Here is a 26,080-nt window from a genome sequence, read left to right on the forward strand (position 1 = left end):
CACCAACAAGGAGACAAAAAATGAGAAAAATGACCTCCGCGGCTTTCGCGGCGCTTCTGATGACGGCCTCGGCGCATGCCGCCGACACGGTGACGATTGTGGACTGGGGCGGTGACTTCCAGGCTGGCCTCAAGGCCTCCGTCTACGATCCCTTTGCCGAAGAATTCGGCGTGGATGTCGTGCTCGACACCTGGCAGGGCGGCTACGGCAACCTGCGCGCACGGCTGGAAAGTGGCGTGTCCGGCTGGGACATCATCGAAGTCGAAGCCGAGGAACAGGCGCTTGGCTGTGCCGACGGCCTGTTGGCCGAAATCGACTGGGAAGGCCTCGGTGTCGCCGGTGATTTTATCCCCGAGGCCGTGAAGGACTGCGGTGTCGGCAGCATCCTGTGGAGCATCGGTCTGGGCTGGAACGGCGACAACGTCAGCGAGGCGCCGGACAGCTGGGCCGATTTCTTCGACCTTGAGACCTTCCCCGGCAAACGATCGCTGCGCCGCGGTCCCAAATACGCCCTGGAGATCGCCCTGCTTGGCGACGGGGTGCCTGCGGACGAGATCTACGACGTGCTCGCCACCGACGAGGGGGTCGACCGTGCCTTTGCCAAGCTCGACACGATCAAGGACGAGCTGATCTTCTGGGAAGGCGGGACGCAGCCGATCCAGACGCTGGCCTCGGGCGATACCGTGCTGAGCGCCATCTACAGCCCTGACTTTCTGAAATCGCGGCAGGACGGGATCAACCTTGGCCTGATGTGGGACGAAAGCTTCTATCAGTTCGATTACTGGGTCGTTGCGGCCACGGCACCGCAGGATGTCGCGCAGGAGTTCCTGTCGGTCTGGGCCCGCCCTGAGGTTCAGGCGAATTTCGTGGCGAGCCAGGACTACGGCCCCGCCAACTCCAAAGCGTTGGATCTTGTGGACGCCGAGCGCGCCAAGGATCTGCCGAGCGCGGTTGAGAATATCGAGAATGCCATCGCGACCGATACCGAATTCTGGGTCGACCATGTCGAGATGCTGACCGAGCGCTTCGAACAATGGGCGTCGCAATGACCGAGGCTTCGGTCCCTGCGGATGTCGGCGGATTTCGGTCCGCCGGCCTTCGGCATTACCTGGCTCCGGCGCTTCTGTGCGCGCCGTTGCTGGTGTTTCTGCTTCTGGCCTTTTTCCTGCCGGTCGCCACGCTTCTGTCGCGCTCGGTGCTCGACCGGGACGTCCAGGCGGCGCTGCCGGGCACCGTCACAGCCCTCGCGGAGTGGGACGGCGCGGAGATGCCGCCGGACGATGTCTTCCTGGCGCTCTACACCGACCTGGGGCAGGCAGGGGCCGCAGATATCTCACGCGCGTCGTCGCGCCTGGCCCAGGAGGTGAGCGGTTTTCGCACCGTCATGTCCCGCACGGCCCGCGCCCTGCGCCGGGCGCCCGAAGTCCCCGCCGCCGAGGCGCGCGAGGCCATTTTGGCTGTGGATGACGCCTGGCAAGCCCCCGAGGTCTGGACTGCGATCCGCGCCTCCTCGAAACCCTTTACCGCCCAGTTCCTGTTGCGGGCCATCGATCTGGAGATCACGGAGAGCGGTCTCACCTCGGTGGAGCCCGAACGCGCCATCTATCGCGGCATCCTCCTCCGCTCGCTCACCGTCAGCGGTGTCACGGCGGCGCTTGCCGTGCTGTTGGGCTATCCGGTCGCCTATTTCATGGCGACGATGCGCAATGCCCGCCTGCGAGAGGCGCTCTTCCTGCTTGTGCTCCTGCCCTTCTGGACCTCGACGCTGGTCAATTCCTTTGCCTGGTTCGCCTTTCTGAAACAGGGTGGCGGGTTCTACGCCGCGACCGGGGCGCTCGGGCTCGATCCGGGGACGCTGCTCTTCACGCGCACGGCGGTCTATATCGGTTTCGTGCAGCTTCTGATGCCGGTGGCCATCCTGCCGATGTATTCGGGGATGCAGAACATACCGGCCTCCTACATGCGGGCGGCCCGCTCCTTGGGCGCCTCGAATGTCGAGGCTTTCATTCGCGTCTATTTCCCGCACACTCTGCCGCTGATCGCGGCCTCGGGGATGCTGATCTTCGCGCTGTCTCTGGGCAATTACGTGCTGCCCCTGATCCTGGGCGGGACCGATGACCAGATGATGGCGTCCTTCATCGCCTTGTTCACCACACGCACCAGCAACTGGTCGATGGCGGCCGCCCTGTCGTTCTGGCTGATGCTGACGACCATGGTGCTTTTCGCGCTCTACGGGATTGCTCTGACACGGGGGCGAAAGTCATGAAGACCGTCACGTTTGGCCGGTCCCTGATCGGGGCCTTCTGTCTGCTGATCCTTGTCTACCTGCTGTTGCCGGTCGTGCTGATTGTGCTGTTGTCCTTTAGCCCGACGCGGTTTCTGGACCTGCCCTTTGCCAAGGCCTCGCTCGAATGGTGGCGCGGTTTCGCCTCTTCGCCGTCGTGGCTGATGTCCCTTGGCAATTCGCTGATCGTGGCCAGTGCCGCGACCGTGCTGGCCGCGACGCTGGGCACGATGGCCGCCCTCGGGCTGAAGCGGCTGTCGCGGCGCGGGGCCAATATCATGCGGGTGGTCTTTGCCATGCCGCTGATCACGCCGACGGTGGTCTTCGCGGTCAGTGCCTTTCTGACCTACGCCCCGCTTGGTCTCGCCGGGAGCTATCTCGGCCTCATCATTGCCCATACGGCGATCGGAACCCCGCTGATCGTGCTGACGGTTTCGGCCGTCCTCGAAGGATATGACGAACAGCTCAGCCGCGCCGCCTGGAGCCTCGGTGCCTCGCGGTTCACGACCTTCCGTCTGGTCACCTTCCCGGTGATCTTCAACGGTGTGCTTTCGGGCAGCTTCTTCGTCTTTGCCCTGTCGCTGGATGAGGTCGTGATCTCGAGTTTCCTCGCCGGTCCCGAGCAGCGCACCCTGCCGCTGCGTCTGTTCTCGGGGATCAAGGACGGCGACAGCCCGGTCATGGCGGTGGCGGCGACCATCCTCATCGTTCTGTCGCTGGCCTTCACCATGACCATGCACCTTCTCAGCAGAAAGAAAACGCGCTGATGCGCGGGCCGATGGCCAATCAGGAAAGAAACATGTCCGACAATCCTCCCCTGCTCGATCTTCAGACTCTCTCGAAATCCTATGACGGTCACCATTTCGCCGCGCGCGACATCTCCGTGTCACTGAGGGAGGGCGAATTCCTCAGTCTCCTCGGCCCTTCGGGAAGTGGCAAGACGACAACGCTGATGATGGTTGCGGGTTTCGAGACCCCGTCATCGGGCCGGCTGCTCTATGCCGGACGCGACATCACCCGCGAGACCCCGCAGCAGCGCGGTTTCGGCATGGTCTTTCAGAACTACGCCCTGTTTCCGAACATGTCCGTCGAGCGCAACGTGGCTTTCCCTCTCACGGTGCGTCGTCTTGGCCGCGAGGAGCTTGCGGCCAAGGTCGACCGGGCGCTCGAGAGGGTACAGTTGACGGCGCTGCGCGACCGCTATCCGTCGGATCTGTCGGGTGGGCAGCAACAGCGCGTTGCGATCGCCCGTGCGCTGGTCTTTGAGCCTCGGCTTATCCTGATGGACGAACCCTTGGGCGCGCTGGATCGTCGGTTGCGCGAAGACATGCAGATCGAACTGGTGCACCTTCAGCGCGAACTTGGGCTGACGGTGATCTACGTGACGCATGATCAGGACGAAGCCATGACGATGTCCGACCGCGTGGCCGTTTTCGACAGGGGCCGGATCGCACAGCTCGACAGTCCCAAGGCGCTCTACGACGCACCGGCTTCGGCATTCGTCGCCGGTTTCGTCGGCAACAACAACCGTGTCGAGGGCATCGTCGAAAGCGTCGCAGGGACCGAGGGGATGATCCGGCTCGGAACGTCCGGGCGCACCCGAGCCACCCTGTGTTTCGACGCGGTTGCCGGGGACAGGGCGCAGGTCTTTGTCCGGTCCGAACATGTGTCATTCCTCGAGGATGTGATCTCTGCCGAGGGCTGCGACGTGATCGAGGGGCGTGTCGTCGAACTCATCTTCCACGGCGACCATATGCGGTGCGACGTCGATCTGGGCGACGGTATGAAGATTGCGATCCGGCGCAGCGCGGATCTGACGCCGCCGCAGGTGGGGCAGCCGGTTCAGCTGGCGCTTGTGCCAGGACGCGCGCGGGCCTACGGCTTCTGACAGCGCTCAAAGACTAAGAAATGGCTTCGGCGCAGGCGGGATGCACCGGGGCTGTTTGGTCTTTGTCGGAGCCGCGATGGCGGGTCTCTTCGTGCATTGGCTGTTCGGGGCTGCCCTGTGGCGGGCCACGATATAGCCGAAGGTCAGCGCGGACCGCAGGGTGATCTCACCGCCCGGGGCGTTGCCTCCCAATGTTCGAGACCGCATCGCTCCTGGCGGATTTGAGGTCCTTGATCGGCTCGCCCTCGTCACAAAGCACCTGCGCGTATGCGTTCGTTTTCAAACCGGCATAGGTGCCCAGGTCGCCGAGGTAGGTAAACACGGACCGCGTAGAGTGCCCCCTTGGCAAGCGGCGCGACACAGGGCTCCGGTTTGTGTTGAGGGGCCCCGAGAGAACGGTTGCAGGTGGTCGACCCTTTGTCTTACTCGGGCTCCTCGCTTTTGGCCGCATGCTTGTTACACTCGGCCACGGTCTTGTCCAGCCGGGTGGCACTCGCGCAGACCGCAATTCAATCTACCTGACCAGCCAAGCCGGCAAACATGCCACGTGGCGCCGAGTCTGGACGGGTTTGTCTCAGCAATGGGCTCGGTCAAAAGAGGTGCCGGCGGCGCCGAAGAGGCCGAGTGAGACCGAAGAACTGTCTGCTGCCCTCCGCCATCGGCGGGGGCCGTGAGGCCGGTCAGCCGATGATCGCGTCAGGTTTCGCTTTTCGACCAGAGAGGTCTGTCGTTCCGGCATTGCCTGCGCCGCCGGTGCTGTTCAGCGGTGCGAGGACGGGGTGATCTGATGCAAGGCAAAAGGATGTCCTGCGACCGTCTCGACCTCGATGTCGAGATCAAAGATCTCGCGCAGGCTGGCGCGGGTGACAATCTCGTCCGGGCGGCCCTGGGCCTGCACGGCACCGTCTTTCAGCGCGACGATATGATCGGCGTAGGCGGCGGCGAAATTGATATCATGGATCACCACGACAAAGCTCTTGCCCAGCTCATGGGCGGCCCGACGCAGCTGTTGCATCATCTCGCGCGCATGTTTCATGTCGAGATTGTTCAATGGCTCGTCGAGCAGCACGTAATCGGTATCCTGCGCCAGCACCATGGCCACAAAGGCGCGTTGCCTCTGGCCGCCGGACAACGCATCGAGAAACCGGTCGCGCAGCCCCGTCAGCGCCATGGTTGCAAGCGCTTGTTCCACCTGGGCGTGATCTTCCGGGCCGGGGCGGCCCTTGTGATGCGGGTAGCGGCCAAAGCCGACGAGATCCGCAACGGTGAGCCGGGCCGCGACCTGTGTGTCCTGCCGCAGGATCGACAGTTTGCGCGCCAGCTCAGCGGTGGCGGTCTGGCTGACATCCGCACCATCGACCCGGATCGTGCCGCCCTGTAGCTTTTCCAGCCGGGCGATCAGCGACAGCAGCGTGGACTTGCCCGCACCATTGGGGCCGATCAGCGCGGTGATGCCGCCCTTCGGCAGGCGCAGATCGATCCCCGAGAGGATCTTCGCCCCCTGGATTTCATGGCTGACATTGCAGATCTCGATCATCGTCTGGCCCCTTTGAGAAGCAGATAGAGAAAGGTGATGCCGCCGAGCGTATCGATGATCACCGAGAGCGTGCCCTGCAGCCCCAGCACATGTTCATAAATCGCCTGTCCGCCGACGAGGGTCACGATGGCGATGAGTGTACCGGCGGCGAGCGTCGGGGCGAATCGCGCGCCGGGCAGCAGGTGGTAGGCGAGATGGGTGACCAGCAGGCCAAAGAAGGTGACCGGCCCGACCAAGGCGGTCGAGACAGAGACCAGAAGCCCGATCATCGCAAAGGTCACGAACATCACCGGCCGGTAGCGCAGCCCCAGCCCGATCGCCACGTCGCGCCCCAGCGCCAGCACATCGAATTGGTGCCGCATATGCCACAAAAGCGGCAGGGTGAGCGCGGTGAGCCCCGCGGCGACGGTCAGAAGATCGATTTCCACCGCGTTGAACCTTGCGAACATCGCGCCCTGGACGACGACGAAATCATTCGGATCGATCATCCGGGAAATGAAACCGGAGAGGCTGCGAAACAACGTGCCAAAGATAATCCCGACCAGAACCAGAAGATGCAGGTCGCGCGCTTTCGCGGCGAAAAGCCAGAGGAACAGCCCGGTGGAAAACCCCATCATGACGATCACCTCTACGCCGTATTTCACCATCGGGTCGAGATCCAGCGTGGCCATGGCCCCCAGCACATAGACCAAGCTGGTCTGGATCATCAGATAGAGCGCGTCAAAGCCCATGATCGCCGGGGTCAGGATGCGGTTGCGGGTGGCCACATGGAACAGCTGCGTCGCACAGGCGATGGCAAACGCCACGAGGATGAGCCCCGCGAGCTTGCCCGCGCGAAAGCTCAGGGCAAATTCCCACGCCCCCCGGGGCACGCCGAGGGTGAGAAACAGCAGAATGGCGAGCAGGGCCAAAGCCGCGAGGATCAGCAAGGTCCGACTTTCACCGGAGAGGCGCAATCGCGGCAGGGGAGAAGAGAGGCTGGTCTCAGACGGCATGGCTTTTGCGTCCCAGCAGCAGATAGAGGAAGACCGCCGAGCCCAGTACGCCGAAGATCGTGCCGATCGGGATCTCATAGGGTTGGCGGATGACCCGTCCGATGATGTCGCAAAACAGCAGCAGACCCGCGCCGAGGCTCGCCGCCCAGGGCACGGCCGCGCGCAGGTTGTCGCCCATGATCCGGCTGACGATATTGGGCACGATCAACCCGAGAAACGGGATCGCTCCGACCGTGACCACGACCAGCGCCGTGGTGACCGAGACGATCAGCAAGCCGAGCCACATCACGGCGCGGAAATTCAGCCCCAGGGTGATTGCGGCATCACGGCCGATGCCCAGGATGGAAAACTGATCGGCATAGAGATAGCCCGCCAGCGCCAGTGCCCCGGTGAGCCAGAGGATTTCATAGCGGCCGCGCAGTACGCCGGAAAATTCGCCGGTGGTCCAGATGCCGAGATATTGCAGCAGATCCGCCTGATAGGCGAAAAACGTCGCCACGGCGCCGATCACCCCGCCGAGCATCAGCCCGACCAGCGGCACCAAGAGTGGCTCATGCGGCGGCAAGCGGTCGAGAATGCGCAGGAACAACAGGGTGCCGGCAATGGCACAGCCCGCGGCCAGCGCCATTTTCGCCAACAGCGGCGCGGCCGGGAAAAAGAACACCGCGATCAACAGGCCGAGACCGGCGCTTTCCGCGGTACCTGTCGTCGAGGGTTCGACGAATTTATTGCGGGTGAGCATCTGAAAGATGAGCCCCGAGATCGCCATCGAAACCCCGGTCAGGATGATCGCAACCGTGCGCGGAATGCGGCTGACCAGAAGGATCAGCGCGTCATCGCCGCCGTCCCCGCGCAGCACCGCCCCGAGATCGAGATCCGCGACCCCTATGAACAGGCTCAGCCCCGCCATGACCAAGAGGCAAAGCAGGGCGAGGATCATATGGAGCGACAGCACGCGCATGGTCGGCCGGCTTTACTGTGCGGCCCTGAAGGCGTCGATGAACTGATCGACCGTATCCTGCAGCGACCGCACACCAGTGGTGGCGATGTAGAAATCGGCCGGGTGGACATAGATCACCTGCCCCTTTTGCATCGCCGTGGTCCGGGCCACCAGCTCATTGTCGAGGGTCTCGTCGGCGGTCGGCCCGTCACCTCGCGTGGCGCGCGTGCGATCAAAGATGATCAGCCAGTCGGGATTGGCCTCATGCAGGAACTCGAAGCTGATCGCCTCGCCATGGGTCTGGGCCTCGACATCCGCGATCAGCGGTTCCACGCCCAGCGTGGCATGAACCCAGCCAAAGCGCGATCCGGGGCCAAAGACCGAGAGTTTCGGCCCGTTGGTCATGACGATCAGCCCCTTTCCCGCGCCATTGGTCAATCCGCGCAGCTCGTCGAGAGAGCGGCTCAGATGGTCGGTCAGCTCGGCGGCTTTCGCCTCCTTGCCGAACAAGGCGCCCAATTCGCGGGTCTGGGTCAGCACGACTTCCTCGATGTCTTCGGAGAACGGGCTGAGATCGACGGTCGGAGCGATTTTCGCCAGGGCATCGATCTGTGCGCGACTGCGCGGCCCGGCGATGATGAGATCGGGTTTGAGCGCAAAGACCTGTTCGAAGTCGGGCTCGAACAGAGTGCCGATTTTGACCCGGCTGCCGTCATCGAGCCCGCCGAGCGCCGGCACGAGGAGCGGATCCGTGATCCCTGCGACATCGACACCGAGCGCGGTCAGGGTGTCGAGCACACCGAGATCATAGCTGATCACCGTCTTCGGGGGCTCAGCGATGGAAACAGGGCCGGAAAACGTGGTCAACTCGGTCGCCATCGCGGCGGTGGACAGGCAGGCAGACAGGGCTACGCCTTTGAAAACAGCTCCAAACATAGCAAATCTCTCGTTCAGGTTGATTGCTACTGGCGACGGCTTGCAGCGTGAAAGGTTCCTGATGCTGATAACAGCCCCAATAACAAACTAAAAGACTAAAGTATAAGACTTCATCCCGAAACCTCTTTGCTGGGGGATGGGCGCAGCTCCTGGCAAAGAAGAGTGTCCGATTTCACGAATATCGATGAAGGCTTTTCTCGAAGAAGACTTTTCTACGCGCCCCGCATGACAGGGGGCCATCCCAATTGCCCGCTGTCGCTTTTGGCCCGTTCCCGGCCTTCATTGACGGATCAGAGGCCGCAGAACGATCGCGAATGGCCGCGACACGTGCATCCCGCTGAATCTCACCCGTCAGTTCTGAACAATCATCTTCGCAACGAGTTCCGCCGCATTCTGCACCCCCAGCTTCTTCATCACCGAACTGCGATGAACTTCCACGGTGCGGGGGGAAATGCCCATCGCCAGGCCGGTTTCCTTGCTGGTGAAGCCATTCACGATATGTCGGGCGACCTCACGCTCTCTGGGCGTCAGCGTGGCGGAATTCGGTGGGCGGTTTTCCAGATGCTCGAACGTCCAGACCATCAGCCGAAAGGGATCGGTCGGGGTCAACGTCCGGCCTGACGCTCGGGTCCAGATGATCTCGCCGCTGCGGCACTGCATGAAGCGTTCGTCCGTGTAGCGCGGACGACCGTCCAGCCAGCGCCGCCAGCGGGTGCCCGTCTTTTCGTAATCGACGCTGGAGGGATAGAGAATGCGGATCGATTGCCCTTCGAGCTCGTCGCGGGTCCAGCCGAAAATGCGCTCCATCTCCGTGTTCACACGCTGAATCGTTCGATTCGAAAGGACCATGAGGCCGATCGGAGCATCCATGAACCCCGTCAGGTCGAGGTCCGTCTCAGATATCCGGTCATAATCCATGGGATTTTCCTTTTGCTGCATCTGCATCTACGTAGGGCATACGTAGATTTATACGTAGTTCCACGGATGGCTGCCATGTGTTTTTTGCATCACCCTTGTTGCGGGAGGACGTGACATGACCCACGAAATTTATATCACAGGCTCCGGCCACACCCGGTTTGGCCGCCTTGATGCGACGCTCGAAACGCTGATTGTTGAGGCGGCGCGTGACGCGCTTGAGGAAGCACAGATTCCGCCGGCTGAGATCGACGCCGTTTTTCTCGGGAATTTCAATTCCGGGCTTGTCCCCGACGGGTTTGCTTCCTCGCTGATCCTTCAGGCGCATCCCGATCTTCGCTTTACCCCTGCCGCGCGATGCGAAAACGCCTGCGCGTCCGGCGCGGCTGCGATCCATGCCGGGCTGAACGCCATTCGGGCGGGCCGGGCGCGCAACGTCCTTGTTGTTGGCGCAGAAAAGATGACCCATCGCTCCACGGAAGATGTCACCACCGCTCTGGCCGGCGCGGGGTATCAGAATGATGCGGTAGAAGCGGCCCTGAGTTTTCCGCAAGTCTTCGCCATTGCGGCGGAACAATATGCGGCGCGCTATGGCGATCCGCTGGACACGATGGCGCGCATTGCGGCGAAGAACCATGAGAACGCGATGAAAAACCCGCTGGCGCATATGCACAAGCCGCTGACGTATGAGTTCTGTCGCGAGGTGAGCGAGAGAAACCCGCTGATCGCGCCGCCTTTGCGCTTGAGCGATTGCTCTCTGGTCACGGATGGCGCCGCCGCGATCGTTTTGAGTGCGTCTGACGCGCATGCCGAGGATGCCTCTGCCCGCGTGCGGATTGCCGCCGCTGAACATGTGTCCGACTTTCTGCCGATGAGCCGCCGCGATTTCGTTGCCTTCGAAGGGCCGGAGCGCGCCATTCGTGCGGCCTATGAGGCCGCCGGGATCACCGTCGGGGATCTGGATTTCGCAGAGGTTCATGACTGTTTCACCCCGGCGGAGCTCCTGATTTACGAAGCGATGGGGCTCGCCCCGAAGGGACAGGGGGTGCAGGCCCTCGACGCGGGCACGGTCTATGCGGGCGGGCGCACCCCGGTGAACCTGTCTGGCGGCCTGAAGGCCAAAGGCCATCCGGTCGGTGCCACCGGCGTGTCGATGCATGCGCTGGGCTTCCGGCAATTGACCGGACGTGCGGGAGACATCCAGCAACCGGGTGCGGAATGGGGGCTCGCCTTCAACATGGGGGGCGCGGCCGTCGCCAATTACGCGACGATTTTGCAAGCCGATCGTGCCTGAAGATGATCCGGGGATTGTGAAGACAATGAATATCGCAAATTGGCTGTATCAGACCGCCTTGTCCTGGCCCGTCCGCCCGGCGCTCTATCACGGAGACACCCTGCGCCAGAGCTATTCCGAACTCTTGCAGGCGATCTGCAACCGGGCCGCCTGGCTGAGTGACGAACATGGCATTCGTCGCGGAGATCGGGTCGCGATCTTTGCCAAGAATGCCCCGGAATATATCGAGGTGCTGCATGCCTGCTGGTGGCTCGGGGCCGTCGTTGTTCCGGTCAATTGCAAATTGCATGCCCGTGAAGCCGAGTGGATCATCCGTGATTCAGGGGCGGCGCTGGCCTTGACGGAGAGCGGGCGTGTTTTCGCGGAACAGGAGGATATCGCTGAGGCGGTGCTCTCGACCCCGGTTCCCGATCTGAACAAAATCACGCCGCCCAAAGCGGTCGAGGCACAGGAACTGGCCTGGCTGTTCTACACCTCCGGCACCACCGGGACGCCAAAAGGGGTCATGCTCAGTCATGACAACCTGCGGCAGATGACGCTGTGCTATGCGCTCGATGTCGACGCGGCGCGGGCGGAGGACCACATGCTCTACGCCGCGCCGATGTCCCATGGCGCGGGGCTCTACATGTTTGCACAGATCCGGGCGGGGGGCGCGCATCTCATTCCCGCCTCGCATGGGTTCGACTGCGCCGAGATCATCGCGCTTGCCGAGACCCGTGGCAATCTGGTGTTCTTTGCTGCCCCGACCATGGTCAAGCGCCTGATCGCCGCCGCAAAGCTGCAGGGATATGCCGGCGACGGCATCCGCACGATCATCTATGGCGGCGGGCCGATGTATGCCCATGACATCGACGAGGCGCTCGCCTGTTTCGGCCCGCGGTTCGTGCAGATCTACGGCCAGGGCGAAACACCGATGACCATCTCGGTGCTGCCGCGCGATCTGGTCGCCGATCAGAGCCATCCGCGCTGGCAGGCCCGGCGCGCCTCCGTGGGCATCGCACAGGGCGCGGTGACACTGGCCGTGCTTGGAGCCAACGGAGAGCCTCTGCCCGCCGGTCATACCGGAGAAATCTGTGTTCAGGGCCCGACGGTGATGACCGGCTACTGGCAGAATCCAACCGCCAGCGCCGCGGCACTCGCGGGCGGCTGGCTGCACACCGGTGATCTCGGTCATCTCGATGAGGATGGCTTTCTCTATCTCACCGACCGCTCCAAGGATGTGATCATTTCCGGTGGCACCAACATCTATCCGCGCGAGGTCGAAGAGGCGCTTCTGGCCCATCCGGCGGTGTTCGAGATCGCCGTCATTGGCGAGCCGGAGCCGGATTGGGGCGAACAGGTCGTGGCCTATGTCGTGTTCGAACCCGGCAAGAGCGCCAGCGTGCCCGAACTCGACAGCTGGTGTCGCCAGCAGATCGCCGCCTTCAAACGCCCGAAACGCTACGCGGTCGTCCGGGAGCTGCCGAAGAACAGCTACGGCAAGGTCCTGAAAACCGAGCTCAGGTCCCGCACGGGGAATGAGCCGACACCGGCATAAGTCAAAACATCTCCGGGCAGGAGGAGCCCGGCACCAACGGAGGAGACAACCATGAAAAGACGTGACTTTCTGAAATCCACAGGGGCATTCGCAGGCGCGGGGCTGATCTCGGGCCTGCCCGGTCTTGCCCATGCCGCGACCTCACTGAAATTCGACAGCTATGTGAGCGAAACGGCGGGACCGTCTTGGGTCGACCGCTGGTTCCTCGAGGAACTGGCTAATCGCAGCAATGGCGAGATCGGCGTCAAATACTACTGGGCCGGCAGCCTCAACAAGGTCGGCGAACATTTGGGCGCGGTGCGCGACGGCACCAGCGAAATGACCCTGATCGCGCCGGGCTATTATCAGGCGGAACTGCCGGTCACCCGTGGTCTTGAATGGTATTTCCGCATGGAGCGCGCCGATGAACTGCAGCTTGTGTGCCGAGATGTCTACGAGAATTTCGCGCCGCTGCGCCAGGAATGGGAAGAGCGTCACCGCAGCAAGGTGCTCTACTGGACCAACTGGAATTACGCGCCTCTGGTGATGCGCGATCCGATCACCTCGCTCGAGGACATCAAGGGCAAGAAGATCCGCGGTTACGGCGTCGCCACCGATGTGATCGAAAGCCTCGGCGGCATTGCCGTGCCGATGGCGGCGGGCGAGGTCTATCAGGCGCTCGAACGCGGGGTTCTCGATGGCGTCTACGGCTTCGATTTCGTCACCGCCGTCGCCTATAAGCTGCATGAGATCGCGCCGAATTTCTACGACATCGGCGATGGCCCGCACGCCCCCGCCGTCACGATCATGAACCGCCGTGTCTGGGAGGGCCTGCCGGCCGAACATCAGCAGATCTGCACCGATCTGGCCGATGAGCTCTACGCCGGAAAATTCGCCGAGATCTACAACGGGGTGCTGGCCGAATATGTGCAGAAGGCGCAGGCCGAGGGCGTGGTGCTCTCGTCGCTCTCCGACGCGGAAAAGGCCCGGACCAAGTCGATCGTGCAGCCCGCGCAGGTCAACAAGTGGATCGACACCGTGGCCAAGCCCAACGGCATCGACGGGGCGGCCATGCAGGCGGTCGTCGAAGAGGCGATTGCGCGTCACGCGGGCACCGGGACGATGAAACGTCCGGTCGAAATCGCGGCAGGCCTGTAAGCCGATGCTGGCGTGGCTGAACCGCCTGTTCGACGGGATCGCCCGGATCACATCATGGCTGGCGCTGGGGTTCCTCGCCTTCATGATGCTGGCCATCACCCTGGATGTGGTGGCCCGCGCCGCCTTCGGGCGCGCCGTGCCGGGTCTGTTCGAAATGACGGAAATGTCCATGGTGATGGTGGTCTTCATGGGGCTGGGTGCGACCCTGCTCGATGACGGCCACATCCGCGTCACCATGATGACCGATGCGTTGCCCGGGCCGTTTTCGCGCGGCTGTACCGCACTGGCGTGGGGCTTCGCCGCGCTGACGTTCCTGATGCTGGCCTGGCCATCAACACAGGAGGCGGTCTATTCGTTTTCGATCAGGGAATTCCGCTGGGGCTATTTCCAGGTGCCGATCTGGTGGGCCAAGATCGGGGTGGCCGCAGGGCTCTGGTTTGCCGCGCTGCAAGCCGCCCTGCACAGCCTGCGTATCGCGCTCAAGCAGATCGCGCTGCCGCCTCTCGACGCCGCGTCCCCCGATGCGGGGGACACCCCCCTGCACTGAGCCACGCGCCCAGAAAGGTCCCGGCGCATGCCGCCGGGACCGCGACATTGCACTTCACAGGACATCGACAATGGATGTGACACTCATCACCCTGCTCGCCGTCGGGCTGATCTTTTTCCTCATGGCTCTGGGCACGCCGGTTTTCGCCGCGCTGGCCCTTTCCGGCGCCGTCGGCATCGTCATGGTGGAAAACCTGGCCTTCCTTCTTGCGCGGCTGAAATCCTTTTCCTTCAGCCATACCGCCAGCTACGCACTTACGGTCATCCCGCTGTTCATCCTCATGGGGGCTTTCGCCCATCATGCGCAGGTCGGAAAGCGTCTGTTCCATGTCGCCAACAAATGGGTCGGGCACCTGCCGGGCGGGTTGGCGATGGCGAGCATCCTGACCTCTGCGGGCTTTGCCGCGACCTCGGGGTCCTCGGTGGCGACAGCGGCCACGGTGGGGGCGGTCGCCATCCCGGAGATGAAGGAAAAGGGCTACGATCCGCGTCTCGCGGCCGGCGCCGTGGCCGCCGGAGGTGTGCTGGGCGTGCTGATCCCGCCCTCTGTCCTGCTGATCTTCTATGCCGCCCTGACCGAAGTCTCGGCCGGCAAGATGCTGATCGCGGGCTTCGTGCCCGGTCTGATCACCACGGTGGCCTTCATGATCGGCGTTGCCCTCATCGGCCACCGGGTCCAGCACCACTCCACCCGCGCGCCCCGGGCCTCCTGGGGAGAGCGGCTGTCCTCGACGACGCAGGCCTGGCAGGTGCTCGTCCTGTTCGTGATAGTGCTGGGCGGGATTTACCTCGGCCTCGTCACCCCGACCGAAGCCGGTGCCATCGGTGCGCTCGCCGCCCTGCTGATGCTGGTCTTCGCGACATCGGCGCGCGGGCGTCTGAGCCACGCGCTGTCCGCGAGCTTCCGTTCGACCGCCACCACCACGGTGATGATCCTCTTCACCATGATCGGCGCGGGGATTTTCAGCTTTTTCCTGACCCTGGTGCAAGTGCCGCAGATGATTGCCGGCGCCATCACCGAAAGCGGCATTCCGCCCCATCTGATCGTCGCCGTGCTCTTGCTGCTCTACATCCCGCTGGGCATGTTCCTCGACGCTTTCTCGATGATGGTGATCACGCTTCCGATCGTATTTCCGACCGTCTCCGGGCTCGGTTTCGATCCGATCTGGTTCGGCATCCTCTGCGTGAAAATGTGCGAGATCGGGCTGATCACCCCGCCCGTCGGCCTCAATTGCTTCGTGATCGCGGGCATTGATCGCGACACGCCCCTGCCGGACGTGTTCCGCGGAGCCCTTTGGTTCGTGGCGATCGAGATGGTGACCATCGTCCTTCTGTTCGCCTTCCCCTCCATCATCACCTGGCTGCCCGACACGATGATGGCCCGATAAGATGACCAAGGAATTTCCCATGACACAACGAACGGATTACGGCACCGCCTTCATCACCGGCGGCGGTTCAGGGATCGGGCGCGCCAGTGCCCTGCGGCTGGCCGCGTTGGGGGCCCGTGTGGCCGTCACGGATCTGCGCCTTGAGGCCGCCGAAGACGCTGCCCGCGAGATCACCGCACAGGGCGGCACAGCGATTGCGCTCGCCCTCGATGTCGCGGAGGCCGCCGCCCTGTTCGATGCGGTTGCTGAGGCCGAAAACGAGCTTGGTCCCATCGACATTCTCGTGAACAGCGCCGGGCTTATTCTTGTCGAACCGCTGCTGGACTTCGCCCCCGAGACCTGGAGCAAGGTGATCGACGTCAATGTCACCGGCACCTTTCGGGTGAGCCAGCACATCGCCCGCGGCATGGCCGCGCGCGGCTATGGGCGGATCATCAATATCGCCTCGATCTCCGGCCTGCGTGCCGGTGTCGGACGCACCGCCTACGGCACCTCGAAAGCCGCCATTCTCGGTCTGACCCGGCAGTTTGCGCTGGAACTCGGCGCGCGTGGCATCACCACCAACGCCATCGCGCCGGGGGTGATCGAGACCCCTATGACGATGGCCGCTTATAGCGAGGAAACATGGCAACGCGTTCTTGAGATGGTTCCCACCCGCCGGCGCGGGCAGCCCGAGGATATCGCAGAGGCCGTGGCCTATCTCGCAAGCCCTGCCGCGTCTTACGTCAATGGCGAGGTCTTGACGGTGGATGGTGGCTATATGGCCTCCGGGATGACACAGACCGGCAACCTGCAAACTTAAGCAGGGCGGCCGGGTTCGGGGCGGCGACCGAAACAATCACCATCTCAATATCGGAGCGTGTGAGTAGCCTCGCCAACCAGAGCATAGCGGAGCGGGGGGAGGCTCAATGTTGTCGCGGTGGTGTGCGGCGCAGGGTTTCCGAGGGGCGTTCGTTGAACATGGTGCGATAGTTCTGGGCGAAACGTCCCCAATGATAATAGCCGAATTCCATGCTGACATCGGAGACCCGGGTGGTCCGGGCGTCGGAGAAGCGCAGACGACGATGTACTTCGCTTAGCCGGCGTCCCTTGAGCATGTTGTCGAGTGACATCCCCGTGCGCTCCAGACAGGCGGTGCGTAATTGCGCGCGATCGCGATCGAGATGGGTCGCCAGATGGCTCACGCTCAGCTTGTCGAAGGGCAGGGTGTCGCAGGCTTCGAGAATATCCGCCATCAGGTTGCGGGGCAGTTTGTGCGCTGTTTGCCGCGCCGCCCCGCGCGCCCAGAGCGAGATCCGGTCGAGCAACAGATCCGGGGCGAGGTCGAGAACGGCCTGTTGCGCGATGCCCAGGCGTGCGCTTTCCATCAGGGTCAGCATCCAATCCGCAATGCCCTGGCCCGCCTCCTTTGGCACCGGACGGGTGCCACAGGCGATATCCTCGGGCAAGCTGTCCTGTGGCAGGGTCAGCATGATGTAATCGGCATGGCTGTCGGTGAAGATGTGATAATCTTCGCCGGCGACATGGATCATGCCGGTGCCCGTGCCGATGGCATTGGGGAGCCCGGCCATGGTGAGCGGTTTTCCGAGCGAAAACCCGACGCAGAGATAGCCGTCGGGAACGCGATAGATGTTTTCCATCCGTTGATTCACGGTCTCGCGATAGAGCGTGATATCCCCCCATTCCAGAGCTGTGATATGACCCTCGAATGCCCCCGGTGACAATTGCCGGTAAAGTTGATGCCAACCGTCAAGGCCGCGTTCCTGATCGACGAAACTGTCGAACCGGGCCTCTTTCACGCGGTTGCGTGTCATGCCGTCTGTGCGCATTGTAACTATCCGAAATGTTTTGATTTTCTTATTCTGAGCGAGGCGTTCCGGGGAAAGACAAGCATGGCGGGGCGAGAAACGGTAAGATTCACGCGCTGCATATTTTATGGGCCAATTTTTCGGCCGGAGGCGGATAGCGCGGACTGAAAAACGGCTCTTATTCTGGTGCTGAGACCATCACCAGGAGACAGATGATGAAATCCACAACCGCCGCTTTCGTGGCGCTTGCTGCGCTGACCGGACCGGCTTTCGCACAAGACGCCATTGAACCCGAAACCCTCACCGTCAAGGAAACGATCGACGAAGGCCCGAACCTTTTCGTGCTCGACCAGGCCTGGAAAGGCCCGTCTTCGGTCAACGTGCTGGGCGCCGAAGACTTCGCGATGAAGGGCAATATGGGGCCGGGCACCACCGCACAGATGGTGCTTTCCGCTGATGGCAAGACGCTCTACACCACCTCGGTCTATTTCGAGCGCTATACCTACGGCCCGATCACCAACGTCTTCCACAGCTGGGACGTCGACACGCTCAAGGTCAAAAGCGAATTCGAATTCGGCGTGAAAATGGCCCATGTGGAAAGCCAGCCTGCTTTGCTCGCGCTGTCTTCGGACGAGGCCTATGCGCTGGCCCAGAACGCCACGCCGGCGACCTCCGTGTCGGTGATCGATATCGCCGCCGGTGAAGCCATTGCCGAGGTGCCCACCCCCGGCTGCTGGGGCATCTTCCCCTCCACCTCGGGGATGAAATTTACCACGATCTGCGGTGACGGCACATTCCAGACCTACGCTTACGCCGCCGATGGCACATTCGGAGATCCGGGCAAGTCGGAAAAGATCTTTGATGTCGACGACGACGCGCTCTTTACCAATGGCGTGCGGATCGGCGAGACCCTCGTTTACGTGTCCTACAATGGCAATCTCTATGTCGTCGATGACAGCGGCGATGTGCCGGTGCTGAGCGAGACCATCGCCTTGACCGAAGGCGTGCTGGGCAAATGGGCGCCGTCGGGCTCCGAGCTGATTGCCTATAACGCCCCGACCAACACCGCTTTCGTGTTGATGCATTCCGGCGCCTATGATGGGTCCCACAAGAATGGCGCCGAACAGATCTGGGCCGTGGATATGGCGAGCAAGACCGTCGTGGGGCGCGCCGAGGCGCATCACGAAAACGGGCTGGCCGTGACCCAGACCGAAGAGCCGATGCTCTACGGCGCGAATGAGGAAGGCGCGGTCTATCTCTACTCCGTCGAGATGGGCGACGAGGTCTTTCTCGAGATGACGGAAGAGTTCGACATCGCCGGCTGGCCGACCATCATGGAGCTGGATCGCTGATGGGAGACCTGTCGCAGCTCACCTCGGTAAGCCTGACGAGCTTTCTCGTGCTCGTCTTGGCGCGCGCGGCCTGGCACAAGGGACAGGCCTTCTATGAGACGGTGGGGTTTGCGCAGGGCTACGGGCTTGTGCCGCGCCATATGGTGCCCACGATCGTGCGCGGGTTGATGGGGGTCGAGACCCTCACCGTCCTCGCACTCCTCGTGCCCATCACCCGCCCGGTTGGCGGGCTGATGGCGGCGGGACTGTTTGCGGGCTATGGCGGGCTGATGGCGGCGGCTTTGCTTCGGGGGCAGAGGGAGATCGACTGCGGCTGCGGAGGCGCGCCGCAGATCGTCTCCGGGCTGACCCTCGGGCGCAATGCCGTTCTGACCGTCATGGCGCTGACTGTCGCGATGATCGCCACCGGGCCGGTCGGCACTGCGGGTGCGCTCATGGCGATCACCGCCGGGATCACGCTTTTCGCGATCTACGGCGTGGCCGAAAAGCTCGCCTCCCATCTCCCCCACATCCGTCGGGCCGGATGACGTCAGGTCGGATGAAAGAGGACAGAACAATATGAACATACTCATCTTTTCCAACATCGCGCTTTGGGTCGTCGTGCTGGTGCAGATCGCGATCATCTTCGCGCTGGCCCGCCAGATCGGCATCCTGTTCGAACGGGTCTCCCCGGTGGGCGCGATGATCTCTGACAGCGGGCCGGACATCGGCGAGACCGTGCCGCAGATGGCCTTGCCCAATCTCAACGGGCCGGAGTTTGCTCTGGGCGGACCGGAAGGGCGGGCACAGCTCGTGTTCTTCCTCTCCACCACCTGTCCGATCTGTAAGGCGCTTTTGCCCGCGATCAAATCGATCCGGGACGATGAAAAGGGCTGGCTCGATGTCGCGCTGGCCTCCGACGGGCGCGAAGCAGCGCATCGGCGGCTCATCGAGGCGGAAGACCTCACATCCTTCCCCTATGCGCTCTCTTCCGATCTCGGCATGACCTTCAAGGTCGCAAAACTGCCCTTTGCCGTGCTCATCGGAGCGGATGGCAAGGTGCGCGCCAAAGGGCTCGTGAACTCCCGCGAACAGCTCGAAAGCCTGTTCACCGCCTCCGAGACCGGCATTCCCTCATACCAGGCTGCGGTCGCCCAACAGATGGGCGCCACTCAATTTTCCTCCGAAAGGATCTGATTATGACCAGACTGATCGACACACTTCTCAAGACTCTCGACAAACGCGTCGAAACCGGTGCCCGCACCGCCGCGCGCAGCCTCGGGCGCCGCAGCTTCATGGCAAAGGCCGGGGCTTCGGTTCTCGGCGCTGCCGTGGCGACCCCGATCCTGCCCTTTGATCGTCGTGCCCACGCCTCCGAATTGCCGGAGGACGAATGTTCCTATTGGCGCCACTGTGCGCTGGACGGCAACCTGTGCTCGACCTCCGGTGGCTCGCTGACGCAATGCCCTCCGGGTTCGTCCGCCTCGTCGGTGTCCTGGGTCGGCACCTGTTCCAACCCGGATGACGGCAAGGATTACCTCGTCGCCTATAACGATTGCTGCGGCAAACCCTCGGTGGCCTCCGCGACTTTCTGCTACACCTCCGAAGGCGAACGCCCGGGCTATCGCATGGGGCTCTACAACGACATCAACTGGTGCATGGCGAACACCGACAAGGGCTATCACTGCACGGTTTCCGTGGTCGTGGGCCTTGCGGAGTAACCGGAATTGCGCCTGACTTTGACACGCAAAGGGGCTGTGGCGTTTGCCATGGCCCTTCTCACCCTCCCGGTCGTTGCGGTTTCTGCCGAGACCCCGGAAGAGCTGTTCGAGATCCATTGCGCCGCTTGTCATAACACGGGCGGCATCGGCAATCCGGGTCTGGCCCCGCCGCTCAACCGCCCCGTGTTCTGGCAGGCGCTTGGGGAGGCCGCGCCCGATTATCTGGCCGGGGTGATGATTTCGGGGATGGCCGGCAAACTTGAGATTCAGGGCCAGATGTATATCGGCCTGATCATGCCGCCGGTCGCCAGCACCACGGATGAAGAGCTCATTGAGATCGGCACCTGGGTGCTTCAGGCCCTTGGCGAGACCGAAAGCGCGATGAGCCAGGAGCTTCTGGACACGGCACGCGCGACCCGTCCGAGCCATGCCGATCTGCGGGCGATGCGACCGGCTGTGGACTGAGCCCGGCTTTGGATTGAGCCCGAGGATGAAAGGAAGGACCATGCTGAAACCTCTGAGCTTCGCGCTCGCACTTCTGCCCGCCGCGCTCGCGGCGGCGGATCAGCCAAGCCGCACGGCGCATACGAATTACATCCTGCGCTGTGCCGGTTGTCACGGGTTCGAAGGCGGCGGCACGCCGGAGGGGGGCATTCCCGCCTTTCCGGGCAGCGTCGGCCATATCGCCGGTACCGAGATGGGCCGCACCTATATGATGCACGTGCCCGGCGTGGTCGGGGCGTCCTTGAACAATCGTGAGATCGCCGAGGTGATGAACTACGTGCTTGATGTCTGGGGCGAGGCCGAGGGCGGCGAGAGTGCCGCGTATTTCTCCGAGGAAGAGGTCTCCCGCCGCCGCGCCATCGAGGTGCCCGACGTGGTGGCTTATCGCCGTCTCGTCGTCGATGAGCTGACCGAGATGGGGATCGCCGTTGCGGAGTACCCCTGGCCGTAAGGTCAGGGGATCCGGATCGGGTCAGGCCGCGGCGATCACAGGGTCGAGACGCGGCCAGTTGGCAATCGGACCGCGCCAGAGCTCAAAGGCCCTGGCCAAAGCGAACACTTGCGCATCCTCGAAGCGCGGGGCGACGATCTGCAGCCCGATCGGCATGCCGCTCGCCGAAAAGCCGCAGTTGATCGAACAGGCCGGTTGTTCGCCCATGTTCCAGGGCACGGTGAAGGCGATATGTTCGAAAGGCCGCGCCGGATCGTTGGTCGGCGAGGCCCAGTCGGCCGGGTAGCTGACCGTCGGATTGACCGGCGAAAGGATGACATCGACCTGTTGAAAGGCTTCGGCGGTGGTCTTGCGCATGGCAAAGGTCTGATCGACCCCCTGTGCCACGGCCACCGGCGAGGCGCTTGCACCGGCCTCGGCCCAGTCGAGAATATAGGGCAGGATCAGGTCGCGCTTTGCCGGCGAGAGCCCCTCCATCATGCCCCAGAACCGCGCCCGCCAGGCGATGTCGAGCCCGTCGAGCATCTCGCGGCTCAGCACCGGGGCGAGCGGCACGATCTCGGCGCCATGTTCGGCAAAGGTCGCGGCCGCGGCCTGCACCGCGGAAACCACCTCCGGCTCGGCCTCGAGACCACAGCCCGCGTCCAGCATCAGACCGATTTTCAGACCGCGCACATCGGCGGCGGGCATCTCCCAGTCGATCGGCCGATAGGGCAGGGCGGTCGCGTCGCGCCAATCGGGGCGGGTGAGCGTCGGCATCAGCAGCGCCGCATCCTCGACCCGTGGCGTCATCGGCCCGGCGCACCGTCCGGTGTAATAGGGATCGATCGGGATGCGCCCGAGCGAGGGTTTGAAGCCGAACAGCCCGGTCCAGCCCGCCGGCAGCCGCACCGATCCGCCAATATCGGTGCCGATGTGCAACGGGCCATAGCCCGCCGCCCCGGCAGAGGCCGCCCCCGCCGAGGAGCCGCCGGGATTTTCCGACAGTTTCCAGGGGTTGCGGGCGAGCTGGTGAAAGCTCGACAGGCCGGAAGACAGCATGCCGTAATCGGGGCAGGTGGTCTTGGCGAACATGATCGCGCCATCTTCGCGCAGCCGGGCGGTGATCGGCGCATCCGCCGCCGCCGGTACCGGGTCGATGGCGGCCGTGCCCATCGGCACCGGTTCACCCTTGACCGCGATCAGCTCCTTGATCGTCACCGGCATGCCGTCGAGCGGCCCCTTTGGCCTGCCTGCCATGTAGCGGGCTTCGGCGGCTTTGGCCTCGTCCAAGGAACGCTCCGGCTCGAAAGCATAGAGCGCGCCGATCTGGGGTTCGCTGGCCTCGATCCGGGAGATCAGCGCCTGCATATACTCGACCGGCGACAGCGTTTTGGTGGCAAACGCGGTCAGCGTCTCGCGGGCGGAAGCATCCAGGATTTCAGACATGGGAGGAACCTTTCGAAGATATCGTGATCAGCGCGTCGCGGTGCGGCGGGCCTTGCGACCGATGACCTCGAGGGTCGGTTCGGCCGCGAGAAGTTGGCGGGTGTAGGCCTTGTCCGGGCTGTCCAGAACGGCACGGGCCGGGCCGGTTTCGACCAGCCGGCCGTGTTGCATCACCGCCACCTCGTCGCAAATCTCATCGACCACGCCGATATTGTGGGTGATGAACAGCACGCTGATGCCATGCTCGGCGCGCAGTTTCAGGATCAGCTCGAGGATCTGTTTCTGCACCGTCAGATCGAGCGCCGAGGTGGCCTCGTCCGCCACCAGCAGCCGGGGCTTGGTGATCAGGGCGCGGGCGATGGCGATGCGCTGGCGCTGGCCGCCGGAGAATTCATGCGGGTAGCGGCTGACATCGGCGGCTGACAGGCCCACATCCTCGAGCAGCTCACCGACCCTGTCGCGTCGCGCGCGCCCTTTTGGGGCGTCGGGGTCGAGATGCAGCGGTTCTGCGATGATCTTTTCCACGGTCTGACGCGGATCGAGCGAGCTGTAGGGATCCTGAAACACCATCTGGAAATTGCGCCGTGCGGCGCGTAACTGGCGTGGAGACAGATCGAACAGGTTGTCCCCGTCCAGACGTACCTCGCCCGAGGTGGGCCGGTCGAGTGCCATGACCAGCTTGGCGAGTGTCGACTTGCCGGACCCGCTTTCGCCGACCACACCGAGAATGCGCCCCTCTTCGAGGCCGAGTGTCACCTCGTCCAGCGCCTTTATGGTGGTGCCGTTCAGCGTGTAGTGGCGCGACAGGTTTTGGACCTTGAGGATTTCAGCCATCGGGGGTCTCCAGCGCGCTGCGCACCCGGTTCGGCAAGGCAGAAATCAGTTTGCGCGTATAGGCGTGCGCCGGGCGGCGCAGCACCTGTTCGGTCTCGCCCTGCTCCATCTCGTCGCCGCGGTACATCACCAGGGTGCGGTCGGTGATGCGCGCGATGACGCCCAGATCGTGCGAAATCAGGATCAATGAGATCCCCAGCTCGCTGACCAGCTCGTCGAGAATGTCGAGCACCTCGGCCTGCACCGTCACGTCGAGCGCGGTGGTCGGCTCATCGGCGATCAACAGTTCGGGCTTCAAGGCGAGCGCGATGGCGATGCCGACGCGTTGCCGCTGACCGCCGGACATTTCGTGTGGGAAACTGTCGATCCGATCCGCGGCGCGGGGAATTTTCACCATGTCCAGAAGCCGCAGCGCCTCGGCGCGGGCGGCGCGGCGCGACAGGCCCTGGCTCAGGCGCAGCCCTTCGGCGATCTGCGCGCCGACCCGCATCGACGGGTTGAGCGCGGTCATCGGCTCCTGAAAGATCATGCCGATCTTGCGGCCGCGCACCCGACAGAGCTGGCGCTCGGACATGCTCAGGATATCCTCACCGTCGAGCAGGATCTTGCCGCTGGCGGTCGCGGTGCGGGGCAGTAATCCCATGGTGGCCAGCGACAGCACGGACTTGCCCGAGCCGCTTTCGCCGACGATGCCGAGGGTCTCGCCCTTGTCCAGAGTCACATTGATGCCATGCACCACCTCGACCGGATCGCCATGTTCGCGCGCAAAAGACACGCGCAGGTTCTCGATGGACAGCATCATGACGCCTGCCTCCGTCTCGGGTCGGTGAGATCGCGCAGCCCGTCCCCCAGGAGGTTCAGCCCGAGCACGGCGAGTGCGATGGCAAGCCCCGGGGCGAGCACGAGATGGGGCGCCGAAGAGAGAAAGGTCTGGGCATCGGCCAGCATCCGGCCCCAGCTCGGCGTCGGCGGGGCGACCCCCATGCCGAGAAAGCTGAGCCCGGCTTCGGAGAGGATGCCAAGGCCCGTCTGGATCGCCAGCTGCACGATGATCTGGGCCGAAATATTGGGCAGGATATGTTGCAGGGTGATCAGCGCCGGGCCCTTGCCCGCCATCCGTGCCGCCTGGACGAAATCGCGCGACCAGATCTGAAGCGCCGCGCCACGGCTCACCCGGGCGAAGACCGGGATCATGAACACGCCGATGGCGGTGATGGAGGTCAGCGCCCCGGGCCCCATCAACGCCCCCAGCAGGATCGCCGAGAGGATCGGCGGAAAGGAAAACAGCACGCCGTTGATCGCCATGGCGAGGCGTTCGAACACCCCGCCTTTCGCGGCGGCGGACACCCCGATCAGCGTGCCGATGGCGCCACCCAAGAGGGTTGCAGTCATGGCGATGCCCAGAGAGGTCCAGGCCCCGGCCATGATGATCGAAAAGACATCGCGGCCGATCTGATCGGCGCCCAGAAGCCCGGCTTCGCCGGGCCCCTTGAGCCGGTTGAGGATATTCATCGCGGTCGGATCGGCGGGGGTCCAGACCCGGCTCAGAAGCGCCGCGCCGATGAGCGCGCCTGTGATCAGGCCACCGAGGATCAGGGAGATGGGAAATCTTTTCATACCCGCCCCCTCAGCCTTGGGTCGAGCACGGTATAGAGCGCGTCGACAATGAGATTCACCACCATCACGATCAGGGTGAACATGAGCACCACATTCTGCACCACGATCAGGTCGCGCTGCGACAGCGCCTGATAGGCCAGCGTCCCGATGCCGGGCAGGGTGAACACATTCTCGACCAGCACCGCGCCCGAGATCAGGAAGGGGATCTGCAGCCCGAGCATGGTGACGACGGGCAGGAGCGCATTGGGCACGGTGTGACGCCAGAGCGCGCGACCGCGGCTCAGGCCCTTGGCGCGGGCGGTGCGGACGAAATCCTCATTCGTCACTTCGATCACCGCGGCGCGGGTGACCCGGGTCAGCACCGCCGATTGCGGCACGGCCAAAGCGATTGAGGGCAGGATCAGCGCCTCGAACGCAGCTCCGATCCCGGCCTGCCAGCCGGGAAAGCCGCCGGGGGTGAGCCAGCCGAGCCCGAGCGCCACGCCGAGGATGAGCAAGAGACCGATCCAGAAATTCGGCACCGCGATGCCCACCTGCGAAAACAGCGAGGCGAGCGTGTCCACCGGCCCGTTCGGACGATTGGCGGCCCAGACGCCGAGCGGCAGCGAGATCAGGATCGACAGCAGGGTCGCGATCAGCGTCAGCGGCACGGTCACCGCCAGCCGGTCGGCGATCAGCCCGGCCACCGGCACGCCATAGGTGTAGGACGTGCCAAGATCGCCGGAGAGCACACCGCCGAGCCAGCCCGCGTAGCGCCACAGGAGCGGCCGGTCGAGGCCGAGTTCGCTGCGCAGCGCGGCGACCGTGTCGGGCGCGGCGTTGGTGCCCAGCATGATCGAGGCGGCATCGCCGGGGGCGGCCTCGATCAGCAGGAAGATCACCAGCGATGCGATCCATAGCGTGATCACAAGGCCGCCGATCTGCCGGGACAGTTTCTTCAATGCGGGCATGGCATTTCTCGACCTACGAGGAGGCCTGTTCCTATCTCT

At 63.6% G+C, this 26,080-nt stretch carries 27 protein-coding genes; 16 read left to right on the forward strand and 11 right to left on the reverse strand.

Annotated features, from left to right (window positions below; translation table 11 throughout):
* Positions 1-20 precede the first annotated feature (20 nt).
* The 4 genes from BM151_RS13035 to BM151_RS13050 are packed head-to-tail and all read left to right on the forward strand — an operon-like array spanning position 21 to position 4,172.
* Positions 21-1,049: an extracellular solute-binding protein gene (locus BM151_RS13035; RefSeq protein ID WP_090061178.1), complete on the forward strand. Its 1,029-nt coding sequence runs from the start codon at positions 21-23 to the stop codon at positions 1,047-1,049.
* Positions 1,046-2,266 (forward strand): ABC transporter permease, encoded by a 1,221-nt coding sequence (locus tag BM151_RS13040; RefSeq protein WP_177213139.1) that lies wholly within the window; start codon positions 1,046-1,048, stop codon positions 2,264-2,266. Before BM151_RS13035 ends, BM151_RS13040 begins: the two co-directional genes overlap by 4 nt.
* Positions 2,263-3,051, forward strand: a complete 789-nt coding sequence (locus BM151_RS13045) for an ABC transporter permease (RefSeq protein WP_090061180.1) — start codon at positions 2,263-2,265, stop codon at positions 3,049-3,051. The genes BM151_RS13040 and BM151_RS13045 overlap by 4 nt, the downstream gene beginning before the upstream one ends.
* Positions 3,052-3,083: 32 nt before the next feature.
* The gene (locus BM151_RS13050) at positions 3,084-4,172 is read left to right on the forward strand and encodes an ABC transporter ATP-binding protein (protein WP_218151366.1); all 1,089 of its coding nucleotides are present in this window, start codon (positions 3,084-3,086) and stop codon (positions 4,170-4,172) included.
* Positions 4,173-4,932: 760 nt separating this feature from the next.
* Here BM151_RS13050 and BM151_RS13055 read toward each other — a convergent pair.
* The 5 genes from BM151_RS13055 to BM151_RS13075 all read right to left on the reverse strand — a co-directional run bounded on the left by BM151_RS13055 (position 4,933) and on the right by BM151_RS13075 (position 9,498).
* Positions 4,933-5,709 (reverse strand): iron ABC transporter ATP-binding protein, encoded by a 777-nt coding sequence (locus BM151_RS13055; protein ID WP_090061181.1) that lies wholly within the window; start codon positions 5,707-5,709, stop codon positions 4,933-4,935.
* Positions 5,706-6,704 carry an iron chelate uptake ABC transporter family permease subunit gene (locus BM151_RS13060; protein WP_090061182.1) on the reverse strand — a complete coding sequence of 333 codons (999 nt, stop codon included), beginning with the start codon at positions 6,702-6,704 and terminating at the stop codon, positions 5,706-5,708. Before BM151_RS13060 ends, BM151_RS13055 begins: the two co-directional genes overlap by 4 nt.
* The gene (locus tag BM151_RS13065; RefSeq protein WP_245781208.1) at positions 6,694-7,665 is read right to left on the reverse strand and encodes an ABC transporter permease; all 972 of its coding nucleotides are present in this window, start codon (positions 7,663-7,665) and stop codon (positions 6,694-6,696) included. The genes BM151_RS13060 and BM151_RS13065 overlap by 11 nt, the downstream gene beginning before the upstream one ends.
* Before the next feature lie 12 nt (positions 7,666-7,677).
* Positions 7,678-8,580: a siderophore ABC transporter substrate-binding protein gene (locus BM151_RS13070; protein ID WP_090061183.1), complete on the reverse strand. Its 903-nt coding sequence runs from the start codon at positions 8,578-8,580 to the stop codon at positions 7,678-7,680.
* 351 nt (positions 8,581-8,931) lie between these two features.
* A complete protein-coding gene (locus BM151_RS13075; RefSeq protein WP_090061184.1) occupies positions 8,932-9,498 on the reverse strand; it encodes a LuxR C-terminal-related transcriptional regulator in 567 nt (188 codons plus the stop codon).
* 115 nt (positions 9,499-9,613) lie between these two features.
* Here BM151_RS13075 and BM151_RS13080 point away from each other — a divergent pair, with 115 nt between their 5' ends.
* From BM151_RS13080 to BM151_RS13105, 6 genes are all read left to right on the forward strand, one after another.
* A complete protein-coding gene (locus BM151_RS13080) occupies positions 9,614-10,789 on the forward strand; it encodes a thiolase domain-containing protein (RefSeq protein WP_090061185.1) in 1,176 nt (391 codons plus the stop codon).
* Positions 10,790-10,814: 25 nt separating this feature from the next.
* Positions 10,815-12,326 (forward strand): class I adenylate-forming enzyme family protein, encoded by a 1,512-nt coding sequence (locus tag BM151_RS13085; protein WP_090061186.1) that lies wholly within the window; start codon positions 10,815-10,817, stop codon positions 12,324-12,326.
* Positions 12,327-12,377: 51 nt separating this feature from the next.
* Positions 12,378-13,463: a C4-dicarboxylate TRAP transporter substrate-binding protein gene (locus BM151_RS13090; RefSeq protein ID WP_090061187.1), complete on the forward strand. Its 1,086-nt coding sequence runs from the start codon at positions 12,378-12,380 to the stop codon at positions 13,461-13,463.
* A gap of 4 nt (positions 13,464-13,467) precedes the next feature.
* A complete protein-coding gene (locus BM151_RS13095) occupies positions 13,468-14,010 on the forward strand; it encodes a TRAP transporter small permease (protein WP_090061188.1) in 543 nt (180 codons plus the stop codon).
* Between the two features lie 70 nt (positions 14,011-14,080).
* Positions 14,081-15,397: a TRAP transporter large permease gene (locus tag BM151_RS13100; protein ID WP_090061189.1), complete on the forward strand. Its 1,317-nt coding sequence runs from the start codon at positions 14,081-14,083 to the stop codon at positions 15,395-15,397.
* 19 nt (positions 15,398-15,416) lie between these two features.
* Entirely contained in the window at positions 15,417-16,199 is a 783-nt protein-coding gene (locus BM151_RS13105) for an SDR family NAD(P)-dependent oxidoreductase (protein WP_090061439.1), read from the forward strand.
* Between the two features lie 103 nt (positions 16,200-16,302).
* Here the strand turns inward: BM151_RS13105 and BM151_RS13110 are convergent, their stop codons facing one another.
* Positions 16,303-17,211: a helix-turn-helix domain-containing protein gene (locus BM151_RS13110; RefSeq protein ID WP_177213141.1), complete on the reverse strand. Its 909-nt coding sequence runs from the start codon at positions 17,209-17,211 to the stop codon at positions 16,303-16,305.
* A gap of 209 nt (positions 17,212-17,420) precedes the next feature.
* Here BM151_RS13110 and BM151_RS13115 point away from each other — a divergent pair, with 209 nt between their 5' ends.
* Genes BM151_RS13115 through BM151_RS13140 form a run of 6 tightly spaced genes read left to right on the forward strand, consistent with a single transcriptional unit; the run spans position 17,421 to position 21,212 of the window.
* Positions 17,421-18,557, forward strand: coding sequence for an amine dehydrogenase large subunit (locus BM151_RS13115; RefSeq protein ID WP_177213142.1), 1,137 nt, complete (start codon positions 17,421-17,423; stop codon positions 18,555-18,557).
* Entirely contained in the window at positions 18,557-19,084 is a 528-nt protein-coding gene (locus BM151_RS13120) for a MauE/DoxX family redox-associated membrane protein (RefSeq protein ID WP_090061192.1), read from the forward strand. Before BM151_RS13115 ends, BM151_RS13120 begins: the two co-directional genes overlap by 1 nt.
* 31 nt (positions 19,085-19,115) lie before the next feature.
* The gene (locus tag BM151_RS13125; RefSeq protein WP_090061193.1) at positions 19,116-19,733 is read left to right on the forward strand and encodes a redoxin family protein; all 618 of its coding nucleotides are present in this window, start codon (positions 19,116-19,118) and stop codon (positions 19,731-19,733) included.
* A gap of 2 nt (positions 19,734-19,735) precedes the next feature.
* The gene (locus tag BM151_RS13130; protein ID WP_090061194.1) at positions 19,736-20,257 is read left to right on the forward strand and encodes a methylamine dehydrogenase light chain; all 522 of its coding nucleotides are present in this window, start codon (positions 19,736-19,738) and stop codon (positions 20,255-20,257) included.
* Between the two features lie 48 nt (positions 20,258-20,305).
* Positions 20,306-20,722, forward strand: a complete 417-nt coding sequence (locus BM151_RS13135; protein WP_090061195.1) for a c-type cytochrome — start codon at positions 20,306-20,308, stop codon at positions 20,720-20,722.
* Positions 20,723-20,762: 40 nt separating this feature from the next.
* Positions 20,763-21,212, forward strand: a complete 450-nt coding sequence (locus BM151_RS13140; protein ID WP_090061196.1) for a cytochrome c family protein — start codon at positions 20,763-20,765, stop codon at positions 21,210-21,212.
* A gap of 21 nt (positions 21,213-21,233) precedes the next feature.
* Here the strand turns inward: BM151_RS13140 and BM151_RS13145 are convergent, their stop codons facing one another.
* The 5 genes from BM151_RS13145 to BM151_RS13165 are packed head-to-tail and all read right to left on the reverse strand — an operon-like array spanning position 21,234 to position 26,041.
* A complete protein-coding gene (locus BM151_RS13145) occupies positions 21,234-22,640 on the reverse strand; it encodes an amidase (RefSeq protein ID WP_090061197.1) in 1,407 nt (468 codons plus the stop codon).
* Positions 22,641-22,667: 27 nt separating this feature from the next.
* Positions 22,668-23,474 carry an ABC transporter ATP-binding protein gene (locus BM151_RS13150; protein ID WP_090061198.1) on the reverse strand — a complete coding sequence of 269 codons (807 nt, stop codon included), beginning with the start codon at positions 23,472-23,474 and terminating at the stop codon, positions 22,668-22,670.
* Positions 23,467-24,276: an ABC transporter ATP-binding protein gene (locus BM151_RS13155; protein WP_090061199.1), complete on the reverse strand. Its 810-nt coding sequence runs from the start codon at positions 24,274-24,276 to the stop codon at positions 23,467-23,469. Before BM151_RS13155 ends, BM151_RS13150 begins: the two co-directional genes overlap by 8 nt.
* Entirely contained in the window at positions 24,273-25,091 is an 819-nt protein-coding gene (locus BM151_RS13160; protein WP_090061200.1) for an ABC transporter permease, read from the reverse strand. Before BM151_RS13160 ends, BM151_RS13155 begins: the two co-directional genes overlap by 4 nt.
* Positions 25,088-26,041: an ABC transporter permease gene (locus BM151_RS13165; RefSeq protein WP_177213143.1), complete on the reverse strand. Its 954-nt coding sequence runs from the start codon at positions 26,039-26,041 to the stop codon at positions 25,088-25,090. Before BM151_RS13165 ends, BM151_RS13160 begins: the two co-directional genes overlap by 4 nt.
* Positions 26,042-26,080: the final 39 nt, after the last annotated feature.

The organism is Celeribacter neptunius, assembly GCF_900113955.1.
GTDB lineage: Bacteria > Pseudomonadota > Alphaproteobacteria > Rhodobacterales > Rhodobacteraceae > Celeribacter > Celeribacter neptunius.